Source organism: Bradyrhizobium sp. ma5 (assembly GCF_042258955.1).
Taxonomy (GTDB): Bacteria; Pseudomonadota; Alphaproteobacteria; order Rhizobiales; family Xanthobacteraceae; genus Bradyrhizobium.
The window spans coordinates 4,189,551-4,202,710 of record NZ_CP170156.1 but is presented as its reverse complement, the minus strand read 5'-3'; the positions used below and the strand labels follow the sequence as shown (position 1 = coordinate 4,202,710).

Sequence of the window (13,160 nt, the reverse complement as noted above, 5' to 3'; positions counted from 1 at the left end):
GGAAACGCGCGCTCGCGCTCACGCTCGCGCGATGGTTTCATGGTGCGGAATTCAATATCCCGCGGCGCGGTCAGCGTGTGCTTAATTGCGCCGGACGCTCGGGCGCGTCGAGCAGACGATCACGCAGCACAAGGTTATTGGCTGCAAGGAAGCGATCGACGATCGGCGCCCAGATCGCCGATCCGTTCTCGCTGAACAGCATGTGACCGTCACTGCCGAATGCGGCCGTTCGAACCAGCGAGAGCTTGCCGCCTGATTTCGCGAACGCGTCCGACAACCGCGTCACGAGTTTCGGGCCGAAGAAGTGATCGTTGTCGGCGGCGACCCAGAGCAGCGGAACGCGTGAGGATTTTCCGAACTGCGCGAAGGCGTCGACGAGCTCACCTTCCCCACAGACCGTATCGGGACCGCTCGATCCGCGGCCCGGTGCGAACACGATCGCGGCCGCAAGACCCGACGGCGCACTCGACGTCAATGCCACCGTGGCGAAGCCGCCCGCCGAGCGGCCGACGCTGATCCACTTCCCGCCGCTGACGTAAGCCTGGCCGGCCATAAACCTGGCGGCAGCCGCGATGTCGCTGGCGCCGGCGCGGCCGGCTTTCGCGTAGTCCGGACTGGAGCACGGCCCGTAGGTCTCGGCCCATCCACCCTGCGAGGCGCCGTAGCCCCGGCGCAGGAACGCCACCGCCACCCAGCCGCGGCGCGCGAACTCCGCCGCCTGCGCCCACATCCCGTAGGGGCTCATCGACGGACGGTCGCTTGCCGAGCGCGGCGAGCCGTGATTGAGCAGGACCAGCGGATGCGGCTGCCCGTCATCCGGCCGCAGCACGATCGCGTCGAGCAGCGCAGCGGCCGGCCCTGCCCCTCCCGCATTCGGCACCGGGATCTTGAGCGCATCGAGGCGAATGCCTTCGGCTCGCGAGGCGCCGAAGGCCGAGATGAAGACCACCAGGGCCAGAACGACCGCGCCGATGCCGCTGCGGGTCCGCACTGGTCGGATCATGCGCTACTCGGCAAAGCCGACATAGCGGACAAAATCGCCGTTGGCCTCGCGGTCCGAGCGCACCGCGTTGGCGGCGAAACTGTCATCGGGATAGCCCATCGCGACGCAAGTCATGATCACCTGGTCTTCCGGGATGTTGGCGACCTCGCGCACGATGTCGGAGCGCATGATGCCCTGGCCGTTGATCACACTGCCGAGGCCGCGATCCCAGGCCGCCAGCACGATGCCGTAGCAGAGCGCGCCGAGATCGAAATGACAGACCGCGCCGGGATCGAGGATCCGGTCGTAGGCCAGGACCAGCGACACCGGGGCGTCGAACTGGCGGAAGCCGCGCAGCACCCAATCCTGCCGCATCGGCTTGTCGTCGCGGGCAATCCCCATGGCCCCGAACAGCTTCTTGGCAATGTCGACCTGGCGGCCGCGGTGCACGCCCTGGTATTCGCCATGGCTGACGATGTCGCGCTTGGCCTTGGCGCCGGCGATCATCTCCTCCATGTTGCGGCGCCGCACTTCCTCCAGCGGCGCCCCGGTCAGGACATGGACGTGCCAGGGCTGGGTGTTCATCGAGGACGGCGCGCGCTTGGCCACCTCGATGATCTCCTCGACGGTCGCCCGTGACACCGGCTGCTTCTTGAACCCGCGCACGCTTTTGCGTGTCTGTACCAGCGTCTCGAATTCCATTTCCGCGTTTCCCCCATTTTGTTCCGCGCTGCACACGGAATTTTCTCGCAGCTATCGGGGTATTTTATAGACAAATTCGGCTGTGGGAACTTGATCGAGCCAAGAATCCAATATCCAATCCGTCCACTGGTTTGGTTTAGGGAGAACCCAGATGAAGCGGATTTTCTTGGCGGCCGTGATCGCGACCTTTGCCGCCGGTTCGGCATTTGCACAGGACGCCTCCTGCGAGACGAAAGCCGTCGGCAAGGACGGCAAGCCGCTGGCCGGCGCGGCCAAGACCTCGTTCATGAAGAAGTGCACGATGGATACCTGCGAGACCAAGGCGGTGGGCTCCGACGGCAAGAAGCTCGCCGGCGCGGCCAAGAACTCGTTCATGAAGAAGTGCCAGAGCGGCGCTTGAGCCCCTCGCCGGCGCTTATCTAGCCCCCTCAATCGGGACAGACTTCATCGGGACTCAATCGGGTCGCGCAGGGCGCGGCCCGAACGGCTGTTGACGGGTGGACGGACCCTTCATCGGCCCACGCCCTGTGGCGCTAGAACGAAACGCCGACCCGGACGCCCCTGCTCCAGACCCGTCGGCAACGCTTCCGGGTGTTGCCGTGAAACATCTCGAAACGCTCGGGCAACTGGATCGGCTTGGAAAATTCCAGGCAGGCCCCGCCGGCGGAATAGTCCACCAGCCGGCATTCGATCAGGGGCGCCTTCGGTTCGAGCTGGAGTTTGACCACGCTGGAGACGCATCCTGTCGGACGAACACGCGCAAATCGTCGGGGATGCATCAGGCCGCCTCTGGTGGAATCGTACCCACAGATTCGCAACCGCCCGTTAAGATTTGGTTCAGGCGGATTGTTACGATTCGTGTCTGCCGCCGGCCGGATCGGCGGGCGCGACGCCAGCACGCCGCGAGGCCGCCAGCGTCTCCGATGGCGCTTCCCCGAACTGCGACCGATAGCTCCGTGAAAAATCGCTCAGGTGCCAGAACCCGTAGGCCAGCGCACAGGCCTTGACGCTCGGCGCACCGGCAAGCAGTTGCTGGCGCACCAGCCAGAGTCGGCGCAGCCGCAGATAGCGATGCAGGCTGATGCCCCGGTAGCGCTGGATCGCATCATGCAGCGTGCGCACCGACACGCCGATCTGCCTGGCGAGTTCGCCGCTGTAGATCGGGTGCGCGACGTCGCCGGCCAGGACGGCGCGCGCGTCGTTGAAGACCTTGAACTGACGCGTCGTGTTGGCCCGCGTCGCCCACTTGGCCGGCACGATCTCGGCGAACGCGTTGTCGATCGTGGACAGCAGCGTCTCCTTGATCGACGCGCCCGTGGCGAACTCTGCAATCGTGACCTGATCCGACGTGACGAGCAGAACCTGCCTCACCACGTCGCGCAGCCGATCCTGCGCGCGTTGAGATATCTCGTGAATGCTGAAATGGAGTCCGGCACTCGGCCAACCGCGGTCGACGATCTCGGGCGTGAACATCATCGAGACATATTGGCGGGGCGTCTCCTCCACCGAGGTGTAGAACGCGCCGCCGCCGCCGAGCACGATCACCGCACGATCGCGTTCGACGCCGTTGAACCGCATCGGAACGCCGTCATCCATCGTGAAGCCGACCGCGGTCGTATGCCGCGCAAGCTGCGCGTCGACGATCCGCGGAAACGACTGTGTGTAGTTGAGCTCGCATCCCGGCAAACTCAGGATGATTTGCTCGGCCGAAATCTTCCGCGCGAGTGGCGTGAAATCAACATCCAGATCCCGGATCGAACTCCGGAACGCATCGACATCGTCAAAACGAAAGACTCTCGGCACCAGCAATGGCGCCGTCAAATGACTGCTCCTGTGAAATGGTCTCTAAAATTTGCGCGCGGCGCCGCGCACAGCGCGCCAGCCGCATTGATAAATTGCATGCACAAAATTCGAATCGTCCAATGAACTCAGTCAGAAAAAATGCTGTCCGCTCGCCGAACCCGACAATCTGGCAAAATAGCGCTGCTGCCGAATTTCGATAGTGTTTGCCGCGATATCCACCGTTGGGATCAACCTCCACATCAATTTCTATACCCCTATTAAAGATTCGGGGAGCAGATTGACATCGGGAACGATGATGTTCCCCGTCGCGGAACATTTTAGGGACCGCAATGACAGCTATTGCCTCGCCCGATCTTATTGCCAAGCTCGACCATGTCTTGAGAGCCGGTTCCCCAGACCTCCGCACGCGCATGCTGCAGGAGGTGGCCGGGCTGTTTCTCGACGACGCCCACCGCCTCAGCGAGCATCAGGTCAGTCTGTTCGACGACATCCTGATCCGCCTGACCGATAGCGTCGAGCTGCGGACCCTGACCACGCTCAGCCGCTCGCTCGCCGACCTGCATCTGGTGCCGCGGGAACTCGCCCGTCGCCTCGCCAACCATGATGATGCCGATGTCGCCGCTCCGATCCTGCGAAAATGCGCCTGCATTCCGGACGCCGATCTGATCGACATTGCCTGGATGCGGGCCGAGGGGCATCTCTGCGCGATCGCGGGACGCAAGGCCGTCAACCAGGAGCTCACGGACATTCTGCTGATGCGAGGCGACAGCAACGTGCTTCGCGCGATCGCACGCAATCCCGGCGCGGACATGACGAGCGCAGGCCTTGCCATGATGGTCGATGCCGCCGAGCGCGACGAGGACATCGCAGCCGCGCTGGTCGCGCGCAAGGACCTGCCTCACCGCGTTGTTGCCGACCTCGTCGTGCGATCGACGCCGCGCCAGCAGGCCCGGCTGCTCAAGATCGCACACCCCGAGATCCAGCACGCGATCCGCGCTGCCATCGATGGCGGCGCAGCCCGCGCCTCCGCAAGCCCACCAGCCACAATCGACTATGCGGAGGCGCGGGCCACGGTGATGGCCCTCAACAATTCCGGACAGCTGAACGATTCCAGCGTCAACCGCTTCGCGATCCGACGGGAAGTCCACAACGTCGTCGCGGCGCTGGCGCAGCTCGCGACCGTTCCGATCGAGACGATCGCGCCATTGATGCAAGCCGCCGACATCAACGGGCTCGTGATCGCCTGCCGCGCATCGCGACTGAACTGGAACACGACGGCCACCATCGTCAGCTACCGGAAGGCCGGCTCGAAAGTCCCGCCGGATCAGCTCGAGCAGACCCGGAAGATGTTCGAGGCACTGCCGCTCTCAAATGCGCAGCGCATGATCCGGTTTGGCTCGCTGAGCGAGTTGGCTGCGAAACCCCTTCAGGCAGTGTGAGTTGCGTTATGACGTATGGTGACCGCAGGGCTGAGCGCGTCAGGCTTGAGACGCGCCATCCCGTCAATCTCATGGGGGTCGACGGCACGTGGCGGCGCAGCTGCATCCTGCTCGACGTCTCGCAAAGCGGTGCCCGGCTCGAGGTCGACGGAACGCTTGATGTGCTGAAGGCCCAGGAGTTCTTCCTGGTCTTGTCCTCGCGCGGACTGGCGTTCCGCCGCTGCGAGCTGGTTCGTGTCGACGGCGCCGAGATCGGCGTGCGATTCATCGAAGAACGAAAGCGAAAGGGACGTGCCGTCATTCCGAGATGAGAATTGGCGGCACCGGGCCCTGAGGGGAAGTTGACGACATGACCATGCACAGAGCAACCAGCATCGCGGTATCGGCGGTCTCCGCCGCACCATTGCGCGGCACCATCGCAATCGACTGCGCCGGCACCATCGCGACGTTCGAGATCGACGAGGAGCTCGCCCATCGCCTCTGCACCGATCTCGAGCGGTTTCTGACCCAGGTGCCGCGCCGGACCGGCGCGGCGCGGTGACCTCGAGCCGCCGACTGCCGCGCCCTACCCGCGCTTGAACCGATAATCGAAGCGGTCGCCGTCCGCCGTGATCAGGCCGAAGGTGGGGGCCGGAAAATGGATCGGCAGGATCAGCGTGTCGGTCCCGGCCACCGAGGCAAAGAACTTTCGCCGCGAGACCGCCGATTGCTTCGGGTCCCAATCGGGCTTGGCCGACCACTCCGGCTCGCGGCACTGGATCGCGTGGTGCATCAGATCGCCGGCGACCACCGCGCGCTGTCCTTTCGAGAAGATGTTGACGCAGCAGTGGCAGGGCGAATGGCCCGGCGTCGGCGTCAGCGTGACGGTGTCGTCGAGCGCATAGTCGTCGTCGACCAGCAGCACCTGCCCGGCTTCGACGATCGGCAGGCAATTGTCGCGAAACACCGTGCCGGGCGGATTGGCGCCCTTGGCATTCTCGGCCTCCCAGGCCGCATACTCGCCCTTGTGGAAGACATATTTCGCGTTCGGGAAGGTCGGCACCCAGCGCCCATCGCGCAGCGTGGTGTTCCAGCCGGTGTGGTCGATATGCAGATGGGTGCAGAACACGTAGTCGATCTGCTCAAAGGAGATGCCGAGCGCGAACAGCTCGTTGCGCCAGCGCTCCTTGCCCGGGAAATCGAACGGCGGCGGGTGCCCCTTGTCCTCGCCGGTGCAGGTGTCGACCAGGATGGTGTAGCGCGGCGTCCGCACCACGAAGGTCTGATAGGTGATCACCATCATTCCGCGCGCGGCATCGAAGACTTCCGGCTCCATTGTCTTCAGATGATGCTTGAACACATCGTCGTCATAGGTCGGGAAGAAATCCTGCGGCCGCCGCCACGGCCCCTCGCGCTCGATCACCGCGTCGATCGTGATGTCGCCGATCCTGATTTGCTTCATGCCGTTTCGCTCCCGCTTTTTTGAGAACCGTAGCGGGCGATGCTGAGCCGGACAAGCCGGACACAGCGCGGCAGGCCATGCGCCGTTGCATTGCTTGCGCGCGTGGCTTGCCGCAAACCGTAGTCTTTAAACAGCGTCCTTGGCGACCTTGAGAGGTGACGCCTTGACCGACTTGCTGGCCGGCTTCGCTGCAAACTCCATCGGCTCTTTCGTGAAAGGATTCACACCGCTGCGAGCTTCCGTGGCAGGCTTATGCACGACAGACATTTTCACAAAGCCAGGAATGACGAACTCACCGGATTCGTTCAGCTCCTTGTAGCCAACAGTCGCCATGTGCTCGATGACGGTCCTCACGTCATTCTTCGAGATCTGCGTGCCCTCGGCAATCGCGTCGATCAATTGATTTTTCGTCATCTTGGCCATGCTGAAAATCCTCTGAATTGGGGGGCGCGCGAGCTGCGATGTAACTCTGTCCAGAATGTGGTAGAGCCACGCAGCGCGCTTCTTGTTCATGCCAACGGTCATGAAGTCACCGGGCTTAAAACCTATCGAGGTCCGAAACGCAAGCATGCGAATCGCGGTACCTTCGATAGCGCAACAATCTGCGGTGCATATTTCTCGACCCGGTTAGCGCCTTGGTTCCACGCGCGGACTTGCTCAACAAGGCGATTGCCGTTGACGACGGCTTGAAGGATCAGGCCGCCGCAAATCGACCCAAAACGCGCCCTACCCGGAGCGACTATCCAGCAGGGAAAAGAGTCGCTTGGGCAGGAAATTGAAATACGCGGCAGCGGCGATCGTTGCCATCGCCGCCGGCATCTACCTCAACAACTCCAGTCTTCTCGCAACCCACGCCGGCGGCAAGCCGGTACTGCTCGCCCATCGCGGCATGGCGCAACGCTTCGACGAACGCGACCTCAGGAACGACACCTGCACCGCGGTGCGCATGCTGCCGCCAACCCACGACTATCTCGAGAACACGACCCGCTCGATGCGGGCGAGCTTCGAGCAGGGCGCCGATATCGTCGAGCTCGACGTCCATCCGACGACCGACGGCGAGTTCGCGGTGTTTCACGACTGGACGGTCGATTGCCGTACCGACGGCCAGGGCGTCACCCGCGAGCAGCCGATGGCGCGGCTGAAGATGCTCGATATCGGCTATGGCTACACCGCCGATGGCGGCAAGACCTTTCCATTCCGCGGCAAGGGCATCGGCCTGATGCCGTCGCTGGACGAAGCGCTCAAGACGTTTCCGGATCGTAAGTTCCTGATTAACATCAAGAGCCGGGATCCCGCCGAGGGCGAGAAGCTCGCGGCGGTCTTGAACCGGCTTCCCGCCGAGCGACGCAAGCTGATCATGGTCTATGGCGGCGACGATCCGATCGAGACGATCCGGCGTCTTGCGCCGGGAACACGGACGATCTCGCGCGCGGCGATCAAGAGCTGCCTCATTCGCTATCTCGGCTATGGCTGGACCGGCATCGTGCCGGACGCCTGCCGCAACGCCATTGTGCTGGTGCCGATCAACTACGCGCCGTGGCTGTGGGGATGGCCGGACCGTTTCCTCAACCGCATGGCGGCGGCAAACAGCGTGGTGTTCGTGCTCGGCCCCTATCAGGGCGGTGAATTCTCGACCGGGGTCGACGATGCCGAACTCTTCCGGCGCCTGCCCGAGAACTATTCCGGCGGCATCTGGACCAACGAGATCGAGACCATCGCCCGGCTCACCGGGCGTTAGATCCGGCGTCTCCTGTCATCTCGCCGTCATAGAAATCGTGCGACTGAAGCCGCTCGCTGCATCGAGGATAACGCTATGAACGGACTATCCGCCGCCCGCCCCAAGCTTGCCGAAACCGTCATCGAGCCGACGGTCAAGCTGCGCGAGGTCAAGGTCGGCCGTTGCTGCGAAGTCCTCGGCGACACCGCAATCGAATATACCGAGCTCGGCGACTACTCCTATCTCGGCAGCGGCTGCATGGTCGCCGACGCCGTGATCGGCCGGTTCTGCGCGATCGCGGCGCAGGTTAGGATCGGCGCGCCCAATCACCCGGTCGAGCGCCCCTCGCAGCACCGCTTCACCTACTGCCCTGAATATTACTCGGCCTCCGCCGAGCGCGATCATGGCTTCTTCAGCGACCGGCGCGCGGACCGCGTCGTGATCGGCAATGACGTCTGGATCGGCCACGGCGTGATCGTGCTGCCCGGCGTCACCGTCGGAGACGGCGCGGTGCTCGCGGCCGGCGCGGTGGTCTCGCGCGATGTCGCGCCCTACACCATCGTTGGCGGCGTGCCGGCACGGCCGATCAAGGAGCGCTTCAACCGCAGGATCGCGGCCGAGCTGTCGCAGATCGCCTGGTGGAACTGGCCGGCCGAGACGATCTGGGAGCGGCTACCGGAGTTTCAGTCCGGCGACGTCGAGGCGTTTTGCGCGCGGTGGAGAGCGTGAGCTAACTCCGCAACCCCGGCGCTTCCTGCCCGGTGCGCGCGACGTATTCGGTGTAGCCACCGCCAAACTGATGGATACCTTCCGGCGTCAGCTCCAGCACGCGGTTGGAGAGCGCGGCGAGGAAGTGCCGGTCGTGGGACACGAACAGCATCGTGCCCTCGAACTCGGCGAGCGCGTTGATCAGCATTTCCTTGGTGGCGAGATCGAGATGGTTGGTCGGCTCGTCCAGCACCAGGAAGTTCGGCGGATCGAACAGCATCTTGGCCATCACGAGCCGCGCCTTCTCGCCGCCCGAGAGCACTCGGCATTTCTTCTCGACATCGTCACCGGAAAAGCCGAAGCAGCCGGCGAGCGCGCGCAGGGAGCCCTGCCCGGCTTGCGGAAATGCATCCTCCAGCGACTGGAACACGGTACGCTCGCCGTCGAGAAGGTCCATCGCATGCTGGGCGAAATAGCCCATCTTGACGCTGCCGCCGACCGCGACCGCGCCGTCGTCCGGCTCGGTTGAACCAGCGACCAGCTTCAAGAGCGTCGACTTGCCGGCGCCGTTGATGCCCATCACGCACCAGCGCTCGCGGCGGCGGATCATGAAGTCGAGGCCGTCATAGATGCGCTTGCTGCCGTAGGCCTTGTGGACATTCTTCAGGCTGACGACATCCTCGCCGGAGCGCGGCGCCGGCTGGAATTCGAACGCGACGGTCTGGCGCCGCCGCGGCGGCTCGACCCGCTCGATCTTGTCGAGCTTCTTGACGCGGCTCTGCACTTGAGCAGCGTGCGAGGCGCGCGCCTTGAAGCGCTCGATGAACTTGATCTCCTTGGCGAGCATCGCCTGCTGCCGCTCGAACTGCGCCTGCTGCTGCTTGTCGGAGAGCGCACGCTGCTGCTCGTAGAACTCGTAATTGCCGGAGTAGCTGGTGAGCTGGCCGCCGTCGATCTCGACCACTTTGTTGATGATGCGGTTGATGAACTCGCGGTCATGCGAGGTCATCAGCAGCGCGCCCTCATAGCCCTTCAGGAACTGCTCGAGCCAGATCAGGCTTTCGAGATCGAGATGGTTGCTCGGCTCGTCGAGCAGCATGACGTCGGGACGCATCAGAAGAATGCGCGCCAGCGCCACCCGCATCTTCCAGCCGCCGGAGAGCTTGCCGACGTCGCCGTCCATCATCTCCTGGCTGAAGCCGAGCCCCGCGAGCGCCTCGCGCGCGCGGCCGTCGAGCGCGTAGCCGTCGAGCTCCTCGAACTGATGCTGCACCTCGCCATAGCGCGCGATGATGTCGTCCATCTCGTCGGCCCTGTCAGGGTCGGCCATCGCGGCCTCGAGTTCCCTGAGCTCGGCTGCGACCACGCTGACCGGCCCGGCCCCATCCATCACCTCGGCCACGGCGCTGCGGCCGGACATTTCGCCGACATCCTGGCTGAAATAGCCGATCGAGATGCCACGATCGAGCGAGACCTGGCCCTCATCGGGGATCTCCTGGCCCGAGATCATCCGGAACAGCGAGGTCTTGCCGGAGCCGTTCGGGCCGACAAGGCCGATCTTCTCGCCCTTCTGGAGCGCCGCGGAGGCTTCGATGAAGAGGATCTGGTGGCCGACTTGCTTGGAGACGTTATCGAGGCGGATCATGCTCTATGACTGGGAACTGAGGGTTTGCGGCCTCTTATTCGATCTGGGACGTGGGTGGAAGCCCAATCCTTAGGGTTTCGCGCCGTGCTTTACGCATGCCACGAACGTTGCCGATCGAATATGACATGAAATCCTTCAGCGACCGGTTTTGGGGCGTCACATGCAAGTCTGGTTTCTCTATCTGCTCGCGCTCGGCGCCGGCATCGCCGTGGCTGTTCAACAGGTCCTGAACGGCAACCTCCGCTCCGCGCTGAATTCGCCCGCCTGGGCCGGGCTCGTCAGCTATCTCGGCGGTCTCGTGACGATGGCGGTCGTGCTGGTCGCGACGCGGGAGCCGGTGCCGTCCTGGAAGCTGGTCTCGGCCGTGCCGTGGTGGGCCTGGAGCGGCGGCATCCTCGGCGGCGTCTTCATCCTCCTGATGATCCTGCTGCTACCGTCGCTCGGCGCCGCGACCTTGCTGGCGCTGGTGGTCGCGGGTCAGATGACCGCAGGCATCGCGATGGACCATTTCGGAGCGTTCGGGCTGGCGCAGCATCCCGTGTCGATCTCACGGCTGGCCGGCATCGCGCTGATCATCGGCGGCGTGCTTCTGATCAAGGATTGAGAGCGAGCCGCGCTTGAACTACGCGCGGCGCATCAACCGCAATTCGGCCGACAGGCGAAGGCTGCGCTTGCCGGCCAGCGCAATGCCTTCAAGCTCGGCGCCGTCGTCGCCGCAGGTCCCCGCGAAACCGATGCCGACCTCGTAGCCGCCGAACACCGGGTACGCGCCCTTCGCGAGCGTATGCTCCTGGTTGACGATCTCGCCGCGCCAGCGGCCATCCGCCGACGAATACGCGCCGAGATAATAGAAGAACGCATCGCCGCCGAGGATGCGGCCGTCCATCAGCAGCATCACCCCGGTGAGGCCGGCATCGACACCGTCGAGCGCGCGCAGCTGGATGGAATAGAGCCCGTTGACGATGCCACCCAGCCCGACCTCCCCGCGCGGCGGCAAGGCCTCGTCGTCTAGCGGCACCAAATTCGCCCAGAACACGCCGTCCGGCATAGCGTCCGCCCGGCCCTCGAGCAGGATGGTCGAGCCTTCGGTTCGGCCGCGCACCTTGATGACGGCGACGTCGGCGCCCATCAAAGGCTTGAAAATGGGATCGTCGTTGTGACGCTCGGTGATCACATCGCCGGCGATCTCGCCATTCGTCACCTGATAGGTGCCGAGATGGGCGAAGCCCGAATTGCCGCCCATCATCTTGCCGTCGTGCAGGCACATGATGCTGCGGCCGAATGCGCCGTTGATGCCGTACTCGACCTTGTAAAGTCCGTTGAGCACGCAAAAAATCCAATAAATAAAATTGATTCTGTTCGCGAGATAGCACCGGGCGGAAGGCTGCACCATTGGGTGTTTTGGCGCAGGGCAAGGCCCGCAATGTCCGGGTGTGGACACCAGGTGATTCGTCGCTTAGCTGTAGTCACCGCCCGCGTTGTGCTGCGTCACGCGGGATCTACACCCCTGTTCACTTCTCTCCAGTTCATTGCGTCCAGGCATTTGCGCATTCCGCCGATGATCGCGCGGCCGCATCCGGCCGCGACGTTGGCGCGAGGCTTCGAGGAGCATCACATGATCAATCGCTTTCGCCTGGCCGCCGCGCTGGCACTGCTGCTCGGCAGCTGTAGTGCGGCGCTGGCCCAGTCGCTGCCCGACTACATGGCACCGATCGCGGGCAAGACCAGCTCCACTCCGGCCGATGTCGCGACCAAGGACGTGCTGGCGCTCAACACCGGCATGTTCGAGCTCTATGGCGATGCGGCGCGGATCTTCCAGAAGAACATCCTCGACAAGCATCCGGTGATCCTCGGCCTGTTCTCCGGTGCCGGCGGCCGCCTGATCCTTTACCGGCCGGGCAAGCCGCCGACCGAGGCGCCGCAGGTGCCGGTCGTCTATCAGCTGCTCAAGTCGGTCGGCCACAGCACGATGGCGCTGGCCGAGGTGGTCGGCCCCTATGTCAACAATCCCGACGACAAGGCGTGGCGCGGGTCGATGCAGGCCTATCGCAGCCGGATGCAGTCGGCGCTCGACGGGCTCGATGCCACGCCAATGCAGGCGGACTGGCGCGACAACAACCGCGCCATCCTCAAGAACAACATCGCCTTCATGGATGAATGCCTCACCGCCGGCGCGATCCCGTTCGCGACGCTCGAGGCATTCGGCAAGAAGCAGGCGCCGCTGCTCGCCAAGAACGTCGCCTGGGCCGCGCAGACCCAAGTCGCGCACTGGATGACGGTCATGGCCGACTGGAAGGCCCAGCTCGGCGCCGACTGGGACAAGACCTACGGCGCGAGCAACACGATCTATGTGGCGCGGCAGAACAACGTGATCTTCAGCGTGCTGGCGCAGTTCTTCGGGCCTGACGCCATCAACAGCCGCCTGATGCTGATCGAGACGATTTCCTTCACCACCACACCGTCGGACATGCTGGAGTCGCTGACCCGGATCATTGCCGACCGCTCGGTGGGCGCACTGTTCTTCGGCAGCTACCATTTGATGGACTACGAGCTGATGGGGGGCGACGCGCGCGAGGCAATCATCGCCGAGACCAAGAAGCGCGGGATGACGACCGTCCTGCCGCCGCTGGTGCCGTTCGGTTCCAAGCAATGGCCGACCCTGATTACCCCGGGTCCGGGACCGGCCACCATCGCCGACCTCAAGTGAGGCCAGATCTACAAGT

The 13,160-nt window shown here is 64.1% G+C and carries 17 protein-coding genes; 9 read left to right on the top strand and 8 right to left on the bottom strand.

Going from position 1 to position 13,160, the window contains the following annotated elements:
• Positions 1 to 70: 70 nt before the first annotated feature.
• Positions 71 to 1,003, bottom strand: a complete 933-nt coding sequence (locus ACE103_RS19260; protein ID WP_375780710.1) for an alpha/beta hydrolase family protein — start codon at positions 1,001 to 1,003, stop codon at positions 71 to 73.
• Positions 1,004 to 1,006: 3 nt separating this feature from the next.
• The gene (locus ACE103_RS19255; RefSeq protein ID WP_223967954.1) at positions 1,007 to 1,684 is read right to left on the bottom strand and encodes a nitroreductase; all 678 of its coding nucleotides are present in this window, start codon (positions 1,682 to 1,684) and stop codon (positions 1,007 to 1,009) included.
• Positions 1,685 to 1,835: 151 nt separating this feature from the next.
• On the opposite strand from ACE103_RS19255, the gene ACE103_RS19250 reads away from it, so the two are divergent.
• A complete protein-coding gene (locus tag ACE103_RS19250; RefSeq protein WP_092113602.1) occupies positions 1,836 to 2,084 on the top strand; it encodes a hypothetical protein in 249 nt (82 codons plus the stop codon).
• 133 nt (positions 2,085 to 2,217) lie between these two features.
• On the opposite strand, the gene ACE103_RS19245 is transcribed toward ACE103_RS19250, so the two are convergent.
• Positions 2,218 to 2,463 (bottom strand): PilZ domain-containing protein, encoded by a 246-nt coding sequence (locus ACE103_RS19245; RefSeq protein WP_223967956.1) that lies wholly within the window; start codon positions 2,461 to 2,463, stop codon positions 2,218 to 2,220.
• A gap of 70 nt (positions 2,464 to 2,533) precedes the next feature.
• A complete protein-coding gene (locus ACE103_RS19240) occupies positions 2,534 to 3,262 on the bottom strand; it encodes a helix-turn-helix domain-containing protein (protein ID WP_375780709.1) in 729 nt (242 codons plus the stop codon).
• Positions 3,263 to 3,301: 39 nt separating this feature from the next.
• Between ACE103_RS19240 and ACE103_RS19235 the strand changes: the two genes are divergently transcribed.
• The 4 genes from ACE103_RS19235 to ACE103_RS19220 all read left to right on the top strand — a co-directional run bounded on the left by ACE103_RS19235 (position 3,302) and on the right by ACE103_RS19220 (position 5,467).
• Entirely contained in the window at positions 3,302 to 3,610 is a 309-nt protein-coding gene (locus ACE103_RS19235) for a hypothetical protein (RefSeq protein WP_375780708.1), read from the top strand.
• Positions 3,611 to 3,816: 206 nt separating this feature from the next.
• A complete protein-coding gene (locus ACE103_RS19230) occupies positions 3,817 to 4,926 on the top strand; it encodes a DUF2336 domain-containing protein (protein ID WP_375780707.1) in 1,110 nt (369 codons plus the stop codon).
• An 8-nt stretch (positions 4,927 to 4,934) separates the two neighbouring features.
• Positions 4,935 to 5,237, top strand: a complete 303-nt coding sequence (locus ACE103_RS19225; protein ID WP_223967958.1) for a PilZ domain-containing protein — start codon at positions 4,935 to 4,937, stop codon at positions 5,235 to 5,237.
• Positions 5,238 to 5,275: 38 nt separating this feature from the next.
• On the top strand, positions 5,276 to 5,467 hold the full coding sequence (locus ACE103_RS19220) for a hypothetical protein (protein ID WP_375780706.1): 192 nt from the start codon (positions 5,276 to 5,278) through the stop codon (positions 5,465 to 5,467).
• Between the two features lie 24 nt (positions 5,468 to 5,491).
• Here ACE103_RS19220 and ACE103_RS19215 read toward each other — a convergent pair whose 3' ends face one another.
• Complete coding sequence (locus ACE103_RS19215) at positions 5,492 to 6,367, bottom strand: MBL fold metallo-hydrolase (RefSeq protein WP_375780705.1); 876 nt, start codon at positions 6,365 to 6,367, stop codon at positions 5,492 to 5,494.
• Positions 6,368 to 6,493: 126 nt separating this feature from the next.
• Complete coding sequence (locus ACE103_RS19210) at positions 6,494 to 6,790, bottom strand: HU family DNA-binding protein (protein WP_092113589.1); 297 nt, start codon at positions 6,788 to 6,790, stop codon at positions 6,494 to 6,496.
• Positions 6,791 to 7,130: 340 nt separating this feature from the next.
• Between ACE103_RS19210 and ACE103_RS19205 the strand changes: the two genes are divergently transcribed.
• Positions 7,131 to 8,105: a glycerophosphodiester phosphodiesterase family protein gene (locus ACE103_RS19205; RefSeq protein ID WP_375780704.1), complete on the top strand. Its 975-nt coding sequence runs from the start codon at positions 7,131 to 7,133 to the stop codon at positions 8,103 to 8,105.
• Between the two features lie 75 nt (positions 8,106 to 8,180).
• The gene (locus ACE103_RS19200; RefSeq protein WP_375780703.1) at positions 8,181 to 8,813 is read left to right on the top strand and encodes a DapH/DapD/GlmU-related protein; all 633 of its coding nucleotides are present in this window, start codon (positions 8,181 to 8,183) and stop codon (positions 8,811 to 8,813) included.
• A 1-nt stretch (position 8,814) separates the two neighbouring features.
• On the opposite strand, the gene ACE103_RS19195 is transcribed toward ACE103_RS19200, so the two are convergent.
• Positions 8,815 to 10,437 (bottom strand): ABC-F family ATP-binding cassette domain-containing protein, encoded by a 1,623-nt coding sequence (locus ACE103_RS19195; RefSeq protein WP_375780702.1) that lies wholly within the window; start codon positions 10,435 to 10,437, stop codon positions 8,815 to 8,817.
• Positions 10,438 to 10,597: 160 nt separating this feature from the next.
• Between ACE103_RS19195 and ACE103_RS19190 the strand changes: the two genes are divergently transcribed.
• Positions 10,598 to 11,041: a DMT family transporter gene (locus tag ACE103_RS19190; RefSeq protein WP_223967964.1), complete on the top strand. Its 444-nt coding sequence runs from the start codon at positions 10,598 to 10,600 to the stop codon at positions 11,039 to 11,041.
• A gap of 18 nt (positions 11,042 to 11,059) precedes the next feature.
• On the opposite strand, the gene ACE103_RS19185 is transcribed toward ACE103_RS19190, so the two are convergent.
• Positions 11,060 to 11,764, bottom strand: a complete 705-nt coding sequence (locus tag ACE103_RS19185) for a GrlR family regulatory protein (RefSeq protein ID WP_375780701.1) — start codon at positions 11,762 to 11,764, stop codon at positions 11,060 to 11,062.
• 288 nt (positions 11,765 to 12,052) lie between these two features.
• Here ACE103_RS19185 and ACE103_RS19180 point away from each other — a divergent pair, with 288 nt between their 5' ends.
• Positions 12,053 to 13,144, top strand: coding sequence for a hypothetical protein (locus tag ACE103_RS19180; protein WP_375780700.1), 1,092 nt, complete (start codon positions 12,053 to 12,055; stop codon positions 13,142 to 13,144).
• Positions 13,145 to 13,160 lie beyond the last annotated feature (16 nt).